Annotated in this window: 12 protein-coding genes; 8 read left to right on the top strand and 4 right to left on the bottom strand. The window is 75.9% G+C overall.

Going from position 1 to position 13,259, the window contains the following annotated elements; all coding sequences use genetic code 11:
• Window positions 1-515: 515 nt before the first annotated feature.
• Window positions 516-1,535 (bottom strand): MsnO8 family LLM class oxidoreductase, encoded by a 1,020-nt coding sequence (locus tag AB2U05_RS03695; RefSeq protein WP_369185886.1) that lies wholly within the window; start codon window positions 1,533-1,535, stop codon window positions 516-518.
• Window positions 1,536-1,687: 152 nt separating this feature from the next.
• Window positions 1,688-2,887 (bottom strand): peptidoglycan-binding protein, encoded by a 1,200-nt coding sequence (locus AB2U05_RS03700; protein WP_045696173.1) that lies wholly within the window; start codon window positions 2,885-2,887, stop codon window positions 1,688-1,690.
• 365 nt (window positions 2,888-3,252) lie between these two features.
• On the opposite strand from AB2U05_RS03700, the gene AB2U05_RS03705 reads away from it, so the two are divergent.
• From AB2U05_RS03705 to AB2U05_RS03740, 8 genes are all read left to right on the top strand, one after another.
• Complete coding sequence (locus tag AB2U05_RS03705) at window positions 3,253-4,557, top strand: DUF6271 family protein (protein ID WP_369182415.1); 1,305 nt, start codon at window positions 3,253-3,255, stop codon at window positions 4,555-4,557.
• The gene (locus AB2U05_RS03710; RefSeq protein ID WP_045696169.1) at window positions 4,554-5,051 is read left to right on the top strand and encodes a GNAT family N-acetyltransferase; all 498 of its coding nucleotides are present in this window, start codon (window positions 4,554-4,556) and stop codon (window positions 5,049-5,051) included. Before AB2U05_RS03705 ends, AB2U05_RS03710 begins: the two co-directional genes overlap by 4 nt.
• An 83-nt stretch (window positions 5,052-5,134) precedes the next feature.
• Window positions 5,135-5,572 carry a DUF3574 domain-containing protein gene (locus AB2U05_RS03715; RefSeq protein ID WP_045709299.1) on the top strand — a complete coding sequence of 146 codons (438 nt, stop codon included), beginning with the start codon at window positions 5,135-5,137 and terminating at the stop codon, window positions 5,570-5,572.
• A 58-nt stretch (window positions 5,573-5,630) separates the two neighbouring features.
• Window positions 5,631-6,941 (top strand): hypothetical protein, encoded by a 1,311-nt coding sequence (locus tag AB2U05_RS03720; protein WP_369182416.1) that lies wholly within the window; start codon window positions 5,631-5,633, stop codon window positions 6,939-6,941.
• 168 nt (window positions 6,942-7,109) lie between these two features.
• Window positions 7,110-7,271 (top strand): hypothetical protein, encoded by a 162-nt coding sequence (locus AB2U05_RS03725; protein WP_167352918.1) that lies wholly within the window; start codon window positions 7,110-7,112, stop codon window positions 7,269-7,271.
• 222 nt (window positions 7,272-7,493) lie between these two features.
• Window positions 7,494-8,159 (top strand): response regulator transcription factor, encoded by a 666-nt coding sequence (locus AB2U05_RS03730; protein WP_045696249.1) that lies wholly within the window; start codon window positions 7,494-7,496, stop codon window positions 8,157-8,159.
• Entirely contained in the window at window positions 8,156-9,466 is a 1,311-nt protein-coding gene (locus AB2U05_RS03735; RefSeq protein WP_369182417.1) for a sensor histidine kinase, read from the top strand. The genes AB2U05_RS03730 and AB2U05_RS03735 overlap by 4 nt, the downstream gene beginning before the upstream one ends.
• Window positions 9,467-9,852: 386 nt before the next feature.
• Window positions 9,853-10,857: a hypothetical protein gene (locus AB2U05_RS03740; RefSeq protein ID WP_369182418.1), complete on the top strand. Its 1,005-nt coding sequence runs from the start codon at window positions 9,853-9,855 to the stop codon at window positions 10,855-10,857.
• A gap of 464 nt (window positions 10,858-11,321) precedes the next feature.
• Here AB2U05_RS03740 and AB2U05_RS03745 read toward each other — a convergent pair whose 3' ends face one another.
• Together AB2U05_RS03745 and AB2U05_RS03750 are read right to left on the bottom strand one after the other, a co-directional pair.
• The gene (locus AB2U05_RS03745) at window positions 11,322-11,969 is read right to left on the bottom strand and encodes a response regulator (RefSeq protein ID WP_369182419.1); all 648 of its coding nucleotides are present in this window, start codon (window positions 11,967-11,969) and stop codon (window positions 11,322-11,324) included.
• Window positions 11,954-13,216 carry a sensor histidine kinase gene (locus AB2U05_RS03750; RefSeq protein ID WP_369182420.1) on the bottom strand — a complete coding sequence of 421 codons (1,263 nt, stop codon included), beginning with the start codon at window positions 13,214-13,216 and terminating at the stop codon, window positions 11,954-11,956. Before AB2U05_RS03750 ends, AB2U05_RS03745 begins: the two co-directional genes overlap by 16 nt.
• Between the last annotated feature and the right edge of the window lie 43 nt (window positions 13,217-13,259).

Below are 13,259 nucleotides of genomic sequence, written 5' to 3' on the forward strand. Positions count from 1 at the left end.
GAGATGACGAACATTCCGGTGGCATATTCACACCATCGGCGTCGAGTTCCGGCCAAGATCTGACGATCAGTCAAGCCTGCCAAGGCGGCAAAGCCGCTGGCCCGCCCGCCGTCACCGAGCGGAGTGGCGCGACGCCGACCGGTCACCTGGTGGGGGACCTTGGCCGATACCCGGCCGTGGCGGCGGGTTTCGCGACCGAAAGTGCGATAAGAGGATGCGCTCGGCGCGGCCGGGAACGACGAAGGGGCCCGTTCCGCTGGACGGAACGAGCCCCTTCGGGTGGAGCGCCAGGCCCGGGTCGCACGGACTCTTCCTACTGAAAGTAGGACGTGCTCTGGTAGCACCGCTGACGCCTGTTCGAGAGATCGTTTCCTCTCGACGTCATGAACACTAGCAGGTCATCACACCAGGTCAGAAATCCGCGGACCGCCCAGGTCGGAGCCCTGGTGCGAGCCCCGCCCGCCGGGCCCGGCAGGCCCGCCGTGCCCGTCAGACCTGCCCGTCAGACCTGCCCGTCAGACCTGCCCGACCGCCTCCGCCAGCAGCCGGTAGGAGTCGAGCAGCGCCGCGCGGTCGTAGCTGCTCGTGGCGACCAGGAACTCGTCCGCGCCGCTGCGCGCCACCAGGGCGGCGAGCTCGGCGGCCGCCTGCGCGGGGGTGCCCGCGATGTGGCCCTTCAGCGACTGCTCGAACGCGGCCCGCTCCCGCGCGCTCATCGTCCGGGCCCGGATCTCGGCCACCGGCGCGAGCGGCGGGAACTCGCCGTGGGTGCGGGAGTAGGCGCCCGCCCACGCCTCCGGCACGAGCAGGTCCCGGGCCCGCTCGACCGTCCCGGCGACCGCCACCGTGCCGGAGACCACCACGTACGGCTCGGCGGCCTGCGCCGAGGGCCGGAAGCGGTCGCGGTAGCGGTCGATCGCCGCGAGCATCCGCTCCTCGCCGTGCGCGGCGGCGATCACCAGCGGCAGCCCGGCCGCGGCGGCGAGGTCCGCGCCCTCGCCGGTGGCCAGGACGAAGGCCGGCACCCGCAGGCCCTCCGCCGGGCGGGCGCGCACGCCCGGGTGCGCCTGCTGGGTGCCGTCGAACCAGCCGAGCAGTTCGGCCAGTTGGGCGGCGAAGTCGTCCGCGGCGTCCTTCTCCCGGCCGAGCGCCCGCCGCACGCCGTCGGTGAAGCCGACCGAGCGCCCCAGCCCCATGTCGATCCGGCCCGGGAACAGCGCGGCCAGCACACCGAACTGCTCGGCCACCACCATCGGCCGGTGGTTGGGCAGCATCACGCCGCCGGTGCCGACCCGGATCCGGGTGGTGGCCGAGGCGACCGCCGCGGCCAGCACGGTGGGCGCCGAGCCGGCCACGCCGGGCACGCCGTGGTGCTCGGAGACCCAGAAGCGGTGGTAGCCGAGCCGCTCGGCCTCACGGGCGAGGGCGACCGTCGCGCGCAGCGCCTCGGCCGGCTCCTCGCCGCGCCTGGTCCGGGACCGGTCGAGGACGGAGAGCCGCACCGCCGGGGGCCGGCCGGGGGCCTTCCCCGGGATCGGGCCGGAGGTCGGGATCGGACCGGAGGTCGGGATCGGACCGGAGGTCGGGATCGGGGTCGGACCGGAGGTCGGGGTCGGGATCGGGCTGGTCACGCCCGTCCACAACGCCCGCCCCCGGCGGCGGCATTCCCCGTGCTCGGCCTCCCCCCTCAGGAAGTGACGTCGAACCCCTGCGCCGCCCCCAGCCGCCGGAGCGAGTCCTGCCCCGGGACACCGTCCGCCGCCCCGCCGCTGTACCCGCAGCGCCGCTGCCAGGCCGCGTAGGCGGCGACCGTCAGGCTGCCGAACGAGCCGTCCACCCACCGCTGTTCGAGCAGCCCCTCGTCGGCGAGCGCCTGCTCGACGATCGCCACCTCGGCGCCGTACGTGCGGTGCCCCTGCTCGGCGGGCGGGTCCTGGCGGGCGGCGGCGGCCGCGTGCGCCACCGAGACGGTGCGCGGCCCGGGCAGGTAGCCGAGCAGCCGGCGCAGCGAGGCCTCCCCGGGGACGCCGTCCGCGGCCTGGCCGGTGTAGCCGAGGCTGCGCTGGTAGTCCGCGTAGTTCTCGGTGTCGGCGTCCGTCCAGTCCGGTCCCGGGCCGGAGCGGTAGTGGGTGCCGAAGCCTTCCCGCACCAGCGCGCGGCCGACCACCGTCACCTGGTAACCGTGCGCGCCGTAGCCGTACGGCAGCCCGTTGATGTCCGTCTCGTAGCGGGCCGGGCCCGGGTCCTGCGGGGGCACCGGGTGCTGCTGCGAGGGCGGGGTGCCCGGCGAGCCGGGACCGACCGGGAAGGCCGGCCAGGCGCCGGGGTCGGTGTGGTCGTTGTACGGCACGTGGGCGTGCGCGAACCAGCCGCCGCAGGTCTCCCAGACGTGCTCGTCGCGGTGCGGGGTGAAGTCGACGGGCCGGCCCATCGGCCAGGCGTCCGGCACGCCCCAGGAGGCGATCCAGGCGTGGATGCGGTCCCAGCCGGCGCACGGGGTGTCCACCAGCCTCGGGTAGACGGTGCCCTGGTGGCGGCAGTACGGGAAGAACACCGCCTCGATCTGGATGACCACCCGGCCGGCCCGGTTGGTGCGGGTCGGGCTCTGGCCCGGGCTGAGCAGGCTCTTCGAGCGGGAGTCGGCCGGGAACAGCTGGGCGGTGCGGCCGCTGAACGGGTCCCAGACCAGGTGCGGGGCGTCGCCGGCGCCGCTGCCGGTGAAGTAGCCGACCAGGTCCTCGTAGGTGCACCAGTCCTGCGGGGCGTCGGCGGTCGCGTTGCGGTCCCAGGTGATGTGGGCGATGGCCTTCGGCGGGTACTGCTGGTCGGTCGGCGCGTGGTCGCCGAGGTCGTGGATCTCGGCACCGGGCAGCCACAGCTCGGGCATGCGCGCTCCTCCTCCGAACGGCGTCATGACGTCGCCCTAGGTATCGGCAGGTCCGCCGTCCGGATTGACCCCGGACCGCCGGAATCCGCGCCGTTCGCGGTGCTGAACCCCCGGATGCCGCACGGCCGTTCGGATCAAGGAGGGCGGCTCGTGCGCACGTACGAGGTGCGGGCACGGCCGGCGGCGGCCGCTCCTGAAGCCGGAGCGCGGCGCGGATTCCACCTCGCCGGGGCCGTCCTGTCAATCGTTGACATCGGAAATGGTCTAGTCCACGGTGGACGGCGGCCGGCCGCGAGGCCCCTGGAGCCAAGCCCATCACGCCACGGCCGCAATGCTTTTGACGATCAGACGGAGGCGCGTTCCGCATGCAGAGAGTCTGTCTCGCCCTGCCCACCAACCGGCCCTGCGCCGCCGCCGTCGCGGACATCGCCGAGGAGGCCGCGTACGCCGCCGCCCACTTCGACGTCGAGGTCCACCTCCTCGTCCTCGACACCGCCGACAGCGCCGGCCACGCCGAGAACGCGGGCGCGGTCGGTGCCCTCGCCCCCGCCGCCGGGGTCGTCGTGCACCACCTCGACACCGGGCAGCAGCGGGACTTCCTCCGCCGGGTGATCCACCGGGCCGGCGCCACCGAACCGGACCTCCTGCTCGACCTGATGCTCCCCGACACCGTCTCCTACGGCGCCTGCACCAACCGGGTCTTCCTGGTCGCCGCCGCCCTCGGCTGCGCCTCCGTGCACCGCCGGGACTCCGACAGCACCTACCAACTCCTGGACGGCCGCAAGGTCTTCCCGATCCACCACGAGCTGCGCTCGCTCGGCCGCCCGGCCGGCGAGGCGGCCGCCGGCGTCACCCGCAGCGAGCTCGACCCCGCCGACGCCGCGAAGCCCGTCGCCCTCGTCGGCGGCTCGTTCATCGGCGAACTGTCCGTCGACATCGGCGGGATCAACACCCTCGACCCGGCCGTCTACCACGAGGTGGTGAGCCTGTGGGCGCCGCCGATCTGGTCCGAGGAGGAGAAGAGCGCGCTGGTCGAGGCCTCCTTCACCGGCGGCGGCACCGAGCCGTTCACCGTCGACGAGGCGGTGCTCGGCGCCCCCGACATCCGGCGGGTCGACATGTGCAACCTCGGCCTGGACCACCGGGTCTACGAACGGCTGCCGCTGCCGCCCGCACCCGACACCATCGGCAGCGACTACTTCCTGCTGCACGCCGTCCTCGACTCCGGCCTGCCCGGCGTCGTGCACAACCGGCACATCGTCAACCACTACACGCCCGAACGCCGCACCGGCCCCGGCTTCACCGCCTACCAGCTGCGCTTCGCCAAGTTCCTGCTCTCCATGCTGTACCTGCACCCGGTGTACGGCGAAATGATCGCCCTCGGCGGGGAGTTGCTCGACGAGCAGCACCGCCTGCGGGTCGAGCCGGTGCTCGACTCGGTGCGCCGCAGCGCCGCTTGGGACCGCGCCGCGAACGTCCACCGGCTCGACGTCCTCGACCGCTGCTACCGCCGACTCGGCGGCACGTACGCCGAGTTCGCCGACCACCTGGCCCCACGGCGGCAGCAACTGCTGGACGAGGCCCAGGCCGACGCCGAACGGTTCGCCCTGCTGATCGAGGGCTGGGGCGCCCTGGTGGCCGCGGCCCGGGCGCAGCGGGTGGCCGGGTGAGCGGGGACCTCCGGATCCGGCCGCTCGGCGAGGCCGACTGGCCGGCCGTGATCGCCCTCGAACACGCCGCCTACGCCGCGGACGGCCTCTCCGAGGGCGCCGACGCCCTGACCTCGCGCGGCCGCAGCTCCCCCGGCACCTGCTACGCCCTCGACCAGGCCGGCACCGTGCGCGGCTACCTGCTGAGCCTGCCGTACCCGCCGCTGCGCTGCCCCGACCTCACCCGGCCCGAGGAGCGGACCCACACCTCCACCAACCTGCACGTGCACGACCTGGTGATCGCCGAGGACCTGCGCGGCCGCGACGTCGCGCTCGGCTTCCTGCGGCACTTCCAGGACCGGGCGAAGGCCCAGGGCTACCAGCGGATCTCGATGGTCGCCGTGCGCGGCACCGACATCCTGCTCCGCCTGCTCGGCTACCGCGCCCACCGCGAGGTCGCCGTACCGCCCTGCTACGGCCGGCGCGCGGTCTACATGTCGACACCGCTGAGTTGACCGCCGTCAGCCGCACGGGCGGGGCCGACACCCGCGCGGCTGAACCGGTGCATCCACCGGCCCGGCCGGCCGTTGACCCCGGCATGGAGACCAGGACCTGGACCGGGCTGCTCGCCGCCACCGCCGTACTGCTGACGGGCGCGACCCTCGCCCCCGCCGCCGGCGCCGCCGACACCCCGACCGCGCCGCGCGCCGCCTACACCCGCACCCAGCTCTTCTTCGGCACCGAGCGGCCGGACGGCGGCCCCGCCGTCACCGAACAGGAGTTCCAGGACTTCGTCGACACCGAGGTCACCCCGCGCTTCCCGGACGGCCTCACCATCGAGCAGGCCCGCGGCCAGTACCGCGACCGGCACGGCGTCATCGAACGCGAACGCTCCTACCTGGTCACCCTGCTGTACCCGGCCGGCACGGCGAAGCAGGCGGGCGCCGCCGTCGAGGACATCCGCCGCGGCTACGACCGGCGCTTCCAGCAGGAGTCCGTCGGCCGCGTCGACGAGCAGGTCAGGGCGTCGTTCTGACCACGCGCCGCCGGAAAACGGCAGGCGGCCCGCGGGCCCGGGCGGGCAGGATGGCGCCATGCCGTCGCTGCTGCCCGCCCTCGCCGAGAACCCCGCCCTGCCGGCCGAACTGCTCCAGCGCCTGGTCGACGCCGCGCCCGAGGACGAGGACCTGGCCTGGGCGCTGGCGCACCGCACCGACCTGAGCGCCGCACAGGCCCGGGCGCTCGCCGCGCTGCACGAGGACTCCCCCTACCTGCTGGCCGGGCTCGGCGTGCCGGTCGACGACCCGCTCGCCCGGCCCGACCTCGCGCTCGCCCTGCTCGACCAGGGGCGGGGCCGCCCGGAATGGGCGCTGCCGCTCGCCCGCCACCCGGACCGGGACACCCGCGTCCGGCTGGCCGGCTGCCCCGGGCTGCCGGACCAGGCGGCCGAACTCCTCGCCGCCGACGAGGAACCCGAGGTCGCGGCCGAACTCGCCTACTTCACCGGGCGGGCGGACCTGCTGCGCGCCCTGGCCCGGCACCCGGCGTTCGAGGTGCGCCGGGGCGTCGCGGCCAACGAGGCCACCCCGCCGGACCTGCTGGCGGCCCTCGCGGCCGACGAGGAACCCGAGGTCCGCTCCCTCGCCGCCGGCAACCCCGCCACCCCCGGAACCGCCGCCGCCCGCCTCCTCGCCGAACCCGACGCGCCGCCCCGCCAGCAGCTCGCCGCCCACCCCCACCTGCCCGCCGAGGCCTACCGGCGGCTCGCCGAGGACGAATCGCCGTGGGTGCGGGCCGAGTTGGCCGAGAACCCGGCCGTCGACGAGGCCGTGCTGCGCCGCCTCGCCACCGACGACGACCCGGACGTCCGCCGGCGCCTCACCCGCAACCCGCGCATCCCGCTCGACCTGCTCGCCGAGCTCGCCGTCACCGTCCGGGTCGGCGCCACCCTGCTCGACCGCGTCGCGGCCGCCACCCCCGCCGAACTCACCACCCTCGCCGCCTCCCCGGAGCCCCGGGTCCGGATGCTCGCCGCCGAGCACCGCGACCTGCCCGCCGCCGTCCGCGACCGGCTCGCCGAGGACCCGGACGCCGCCGTGGCGAAGTCCGTCGCCCCGCACCCCGGGCTCACCGCCGCCCGACTCACCGCCCTGCACGACCGGTTCGGCGGCCGGGTCGCCCACGCCGTCGCCCGCAACCCCGACGCCCCCACCGCCCTGCTCGACCGGATCGCCACCGCCGAACCACCCGCCGCCAAGGCCCTGCGCGCCATCGCCCAACACCCCCACGCCGGCCGCACCGCCCTCACCGCCTGCCTCACCGCCCCGCACCCGACCTCCAGCTACGCCGCCGCCAACCCCGCCCTCCCCGCCGACGTCATGGCCGCACTGATCCACTCCGCCTGATCCACTCCGCCTGAGGCACCCGCCCAACGGTCGGGGGTCGGCGGATCCGCGCTCACGGAATCCTCAGGGGCGCCCGGCGAGGCTCGGGGTATGGCGGAGCAGCGGATCGGGAACGGGCGGGGCGGTGGGTGGGGTCGGGGCGCGGTGCGGGGTGGTCCTCCGCCGGGCGTGCCGGCGGCCCTCGTCGCGGTGGCGCTGGTGGCGGTGCTCCTGGTGGGGGCGGCCGCGGCCACGGTGGCGGCCACCGCCGGGATGCGGCCGCTGAAGGCCGTCTGCCGGCACGTCGGGGACCTGGGGCACCGGAGGCTGCTGACCCAGCACTGCCGGTGAGCGGTCGCGGCGGCCACCGGCCTCATCGAATCCTCAGGTTGCGCCTGGGAACCTCGTCCAGGTCGACGGCGGCGCCCTCTGGATCCCCCGCGAGGGGGCGCCGCGTCGACGTCCCGGGCGCCCCGGCGCCGGCCACCGCCCTGCCGAAGGACCCCTGCCGTGACCGTCCACCGAGACCGCCGCCCGGCGGTTCCGTCCCAGGTCACGGCTATCCTGGCCGGCATGCGAGTACTGGTGGTCGAGGACGACGAGGACCTGCGGTTCGCCGTGGCCGCCGCGCTGCGCGGCAGCGGACTGGCCGTCGACGAGGCCGCGGACCTGCCGGCCGCCGACGAGGCGCTGTTCGTCACCGCCTACGACTGCGTCGTGTTCGACCGGATGCTGCCCTCCGGCGACTCCGCGGACTACGTGCACCGGATGAGGGCGGACGGCCGGACCGTACCGGTGCTGTTCCTCACCGCCCGCGACACCGTCGCCGACCGGGTCGAGGGCTTCGCCACCGGCGGCGACGACTACCTCGTCAAGCCCTTCGCCGTACCCGAACTGGTCGCCCGGGTACGGAACCTGTGCCGGCGCACCGCCGTCGCCCGGCCGCCGGTGGTGCGCTGCGGCGGCCTGGAGATCGACACGGCCCGGCGCACGGTGCGCCGCGACGGCGTGCTGCTCTCCCTCACCACCAAGGAGTTCGCCGTCCTGGAGACCCTCGCCACCCGGCCCGGCGAGGCGGTGCGCCGCACCGACCTCATCGAGCGCTGCTGGGACGAGCTGACCGAACCCAACTCCAACGTGGTCGAGGTCCTGGTCTCCCAGCTGCGCCGCAAGCTCGGCGACCCGCCGCTGATCCACACCGTGCGCGGCGTCGGGTACCGACTGGAGTCGCCGGAGTGAGACGCCCGCTCGCGCGGCTCCGCCGGCCGCGCCGGACGGCGCCGCCCACCCCGGCGGGCCGGATCCGCCGGCTGCGGCGGCGGATCGCCCTGCTCTTCGCCCTCGTCAGCGCCCTCGGGCTGGTCGGCATGACGGTCATCGCGGTGCACGCGGACGACGCGTCCTGGCGCTCCCAGGTCGACGCCGATCTCAAGCTCCGCACCAGCGAGTTCACCGCCGACCTGCACTACGACGAGCAGGGCGCGCTCGAGTACCCGGACCCGAGGGAGGGCGGGTACGACTGCCCGCCGGTGACGCTGTTCACCGGCAACGGCGAGCAGGTGGCGCCCCTCGCCGCCCCGCACCGGCCGTGCCTGGTGGTCCCCACGGCGGCCCTGCAGGCGATCGCCGACGAGGCGCTGCGGGAGGGGGACCTCAGCCGGGCCACCGTCACCGCGCCGAACGGCCACCGGCTGCGGCTGTCCGCCCAGCCCTTCTCCACCTCGGCCACCGAGAACTCCGACGGCGTGGTGGTCACCGCCGTCGACGTCTCCTCCAACCTCGACGACCACGAGCGCCTGGCCCTGCTCCTCGCCGCCGCCTGCGCCGCCCTGGTCGCGGTCTCGGCCGTGGCCGGCCACTGGCTCGCCGGACGGGCGGTGCGGCCCGCGCTGGCCGCGCTCGACCAGCAGGAGGCCTTCTTCGCGGACGCCGCCCACGACCTGCGCACCCCGGTCGCCTCGCTGCGGCTGCTCGCCGAGACCGGCCTGCGCGGCGGGGCCGAGACCACCGAGATCATGCGCCGCACCCTGCGCCAGTCGACCAGGATGAGCGAGCTGGTCGACGACCTGCTCACCCGCGCCCGGCTGATGGCCGGAGCCGTCCCGCTGGACCGCGAGCCGCTGTGGCTCGACCAGCTCGTCGAGGCCGTCGTCGCCGACACCCCGGCGGACGGGCACCGGGTGACCGTACGGGCCGAGCCGGTGGTCGTCCACGCCGACGCCGGACTGCTGCGCCGCGCCGTCGCCAACCTGCTCGGCAACGCCCTCGCCCACGGCCACGCCCCGGGCGAGCCCGCCGCCGTCGAGGTCGCCGTCGGCGCGGACGGCACCGTCACGGTCGACGACGCGGGGCCCGGCATCCCGCCCGAGCAGGCGAAGTCCCTGTTCGAGCGCTTCCGCAGCGGCGCCGGATCGAGCGGCCTCGGCCTGTCCATCGCCGCCTGGGTGGCCCACGCGCACGGCGGCTCGCTCACCGTCGACCGCAGCGCCCGCGGCGGGGCGCGTTTCCTCCTGCGCCTGCCCGTCCCCGCCCAGCACCGGCCCTGAGGCCGCCGCCCGGGCCCCGGCCTCGGTTGACCAGTCGGGCGGCCGGAGGCCTTGTCCGGGCCCGGTCCCGGTGCTTGAATCCGCGTCAGTCGGACTCGCGACCGGGCGGGTCGCCCACACCACGGGGGTGATCGACATGCCGACCTGGACCGATCTGATCTGAACCGGAGGCCGGTCCCCCGCCCGGGAGACCGGCCTCCGGCCTGTTCCGGGCCGCGCCGCCCCGCCCCTCCTCCGCCACTCCCCGCCCCAGCGGCCACAGCCGTACCGCCGCCGTCCGGGGCCGGTTGCAGTTGGGTTTCCGTTCCGTCCGGCCCGCGCACGAACGGGGGCGGCGTCCGGGATCGTGGGCGGTGACGGCTCGTGCGGCGGCGGGGGGAGTTGCCATGGCGGAGGGGCGGGAGCCGGCGCTGGTGCCCGGGGTGGTCGGGGCGCTGGTGCGGCTGGCGCAGGGGGTGGCCGGGGGGCCGGGGCGGGCGGTGGCGGAGGTGGTGCGGGCGCGGCTGCGGGCGACGCCCGAGGGGGCGCGGGCGGTGGACGCCGTCGCGGCGAGCCCCGGGGACGAGCGGGCGCGGGCCGAGCTGACCGCCGCCGTCACCGAACTGCTGGCCACCGACGAGGCGTTCGCGCAGTACGTACGGTCCACCGAGCTGGGCCGCCCGGCCGATCCACCGACCGTGCACCTGCGGCTGGACCCGGCCGTGACCGGCGCGCGGGCGCTCGCGGCCCGGCGCGGCAACGTGGCGATCGTGGCGGCACTGGCGCTGGTCCTGGTCACCGCGCTGGTCGCGCTCGGCATGCACCTGGGCTCGCGTCCGCTGCTGAAGCCGGACGGCCCGCACGTCGCGCACGGCGGGCAGGCGCTGCGCGAGCCGGCCGGGGCCCGCAAGGTCCTCCCGGACGTCGGCGCGCTGCCGCCGGGCGGCTGGCAGGTGGAGAGCGGGCCGGACACCGGCACGAGCGGCGCGGGCGACGCGCCGTGCCTGCTGACCGGCCTGCCCGCCACCCTCTGTTCCGCCCCGCTGACCTACGCCACGGTGACGTTCCGGGCCTCGCCGGCCCAGCACGTGCAGTTCACCGTGCTCTCCTTCGACTCCGCCGAGATCGCCGCCCGGGCCTTCACCGGCGCGCTCGACTTCCTCGGCAGCGCGCCGGCGGCAACGCCGGTGCCGCTGCCGCCGATCGGCGACCAGAGCGCCGCCCGGGCGAACGGCCCCGGCGGGGTCGCGGCGCTGGTCCGGGTGGGCGGCACACTGCTGTACGTGCGGGACTCCGGTCCGGGCGCCTCCGCCGCCGCCCCGGCGCTGCCGGTGTTCGCCCGGCTGCTCGCGGAGCGCGCCCGCCTGGCCCTGGACGGCGCGGATTCGAGCGACGGCGCCACCCCTGCCTGAAACCCGTTACCACCCCGGGGAGTTATCGAGGTGGTGTACGGGGCCGACCGGCGCCCTCGCAGGGGTGGCGGCTGCGTTGACGGCTCGTTGACCGGCTGTATACCGGCCGGCGGGAAGGTCCCTTTTCCTTTTGTTGGCCTATCGCAGGAGAGGTATGGAAACCCCATCATCCCGTTCGAGCGGCGTCGCGGACGTCACCGTTCGTCGGGGGCGCACCGGCCGGCGTCGGACGGCTCCACTGCTCGCTCTCCCCCTGATCGCGGGTCTGGTGCAGGCGCTGCTCCTGCCGTTCGCCGCGCCGGCCTCGGCCGCGGTCGGCGATCACACCTCCGGCCGGGGGGGCGAACCGGACCGACGCGTCGGTGACGCGGCCGGACATCGGCGGCACCTCGGCCGGCGGCCGGTCTCCCGCCCGGGAGGCCGGCCTCCGGCCGTTGCGGATCCGCCCGACGGCCTGAAGGGCCTCAGGAGTGGTCGAGGTAGGCGAGCACCGCCTGGACCCGCCGGTTGACGTTGTCGTCGTCGGTGAGCCCGAGCTTGCCGAACATCGAGGTGGTGTACTTGCTGATCGCGCTGTCGCTGAGGAACAGCCGTCCGGCGATGGCCTGGTTGGAGAGTCCTTCGGCCATCAGGCCGAGCACCTCGTACTCGCGCTCGGTGAGCCGCTCCAGCCGCCGGTGGGAGGTGCCGGAGGTGAGCAGCGCGCCGATGACGGCCGGGTCCATGGCCGTTCCGCCGGCGGCGACGCGTTCGAGGGCGTCGATGAACTGCTCGCCGTCGAAGACGCTCTCCTTGAGGAGGTAGCCGACGCCGCCGGCGCCGTCCGCGAGGAGTTCGCGCGCGTACAGCTGCTCGACGTGCTGGGAGAGGATCAGCACCGGCAGCCCGCGGACCTCCCGGCGGGCCGCGAGCGCGGCCTGCAGGCCCTCGTCGGACTGGGTGGGCGGCATCCGGACGTCCACCACGGCGACGTCCGGGCGGAAGGCGAGCAGCGCCCGCAGCGTCTCCGGGCCGGTGGCGGCGGTGGCCACCACCTCGTGCCCGTACGCCTCGATGAGGTGGACCATGCCGTCGCGCAGCAGGTAGAGGTCTTCGGCTACAAGGATTCGCATGGGACCACCATGATCGCACGGGTGGGGCCGCCCGCGGGGCTCTCCAGTTCGAACGTGCCGTCGAAGACGGCGAGTCGGCGGCGCAGCCCGGCGAGGCCGCCGTCCGGCCGGACGGTGGCGCCGCCGCGGCCGTCGTCCTCGATCTCGACGACGATGCCGGTGCCGTCGTGCGCGAGGGTGATCCGGGCCGCGGTGGCCCGGGCGTGCTTGACGGCGTTGGTGAGCAGTTCGGCGGTGCCGAAGTAGAGGGCCGATTCGATCGGCGGGTCGAGGCGCAGCCGGGGCCGGTCGGCGGGCGCGGTGACGGTGACGGCGATCGGGGTGGTGAGGGCGAGGGCGCGGACGGCGTCGACGAGGCCGCGTTCGCTGAGCACCGGCGGGTTGATGCCCCGGACGAGGTCGCGCAGTTCGGCGAGCGAGCCGGCGGCGCCGGCCCGGGCGGAGCGCAGCAGGGCGCGGGCGCGTTCGGGGTCGGTGGCCATCAGGCGTTCGGCGGTGGCGAGCGAGATGCCGATGGCGACGAGGCCGGCCTGCGCGCCGTCGTGCAGGTCGCGTTCGATGCGGCGGATCTCGGCGGCCTGGGTGACCGTCATGTCGGCGCGCTGGGCGGTCAGTTGGTCGACTCGGTCGGCGAGCAGCATCGCGGTGGAGGGGCGCAGGAAGCGGACGGCGGCGGGTTCGAGGGCCCGCCAGGCGTACGGGGCGGTGCCGATCGCGACGGCGGCGCCGATCGGCCCGACGAGGAGCGGGGCCGCGCCGGTGAGGGCGAGGACGGCGGCGGCCGCGCCGGCGGGCGGCAGGCAGGCGGGCAGGCCGGCGGTGAGCGGCGCCAGGGCGGTGAAGCGCAGGTCGCGCCAGGTGGCGGGGTCGCGCCAGTAGGTGCGCATCCGCTGGTCCATCAGGGCGTCGCGCCGGGTGCGCTCGTACCGGTCGCCGTTCCACCAGTAGCCGGTGGCCATCCGGGTGACCGGCCCGGGCTCGCGGTAGCCGGCCGGGACGGCGGTGCCGGTCCAGCGGGCGACGAGGGCGCGGACGGCCCGGCAGAGCGGGCGGGAGGCCGCGAGGGTGCCGGTGACCGCCAGCACCACGGGCAGCAGCCAGGACCACGGGTTGCCCGCGCCGCCGTGGACGCCGAGCGCCGCCGCGGCGGCCCACAGCGCGGGGACGGCCATGGTGACGCCCGCGACCGCGCACGCCCGCAGGAACCCCGTCCCGGCCCGGGCCGGCCATCCGAGCAGTTGTTTCATCGCCGTGCCTTTCCCGTTTCCGTTCGACCGCCCCCCACTCTGC

The organism is Streptomyces sp. Y1, assembly GCF_041053115.1.
Lineage (GTDB): Bacteria > Actinomycetota > Actinomycetes > Streptomycetales > Streptomycetaceae > Kitasatospora > Kitasatospora rubellomurina.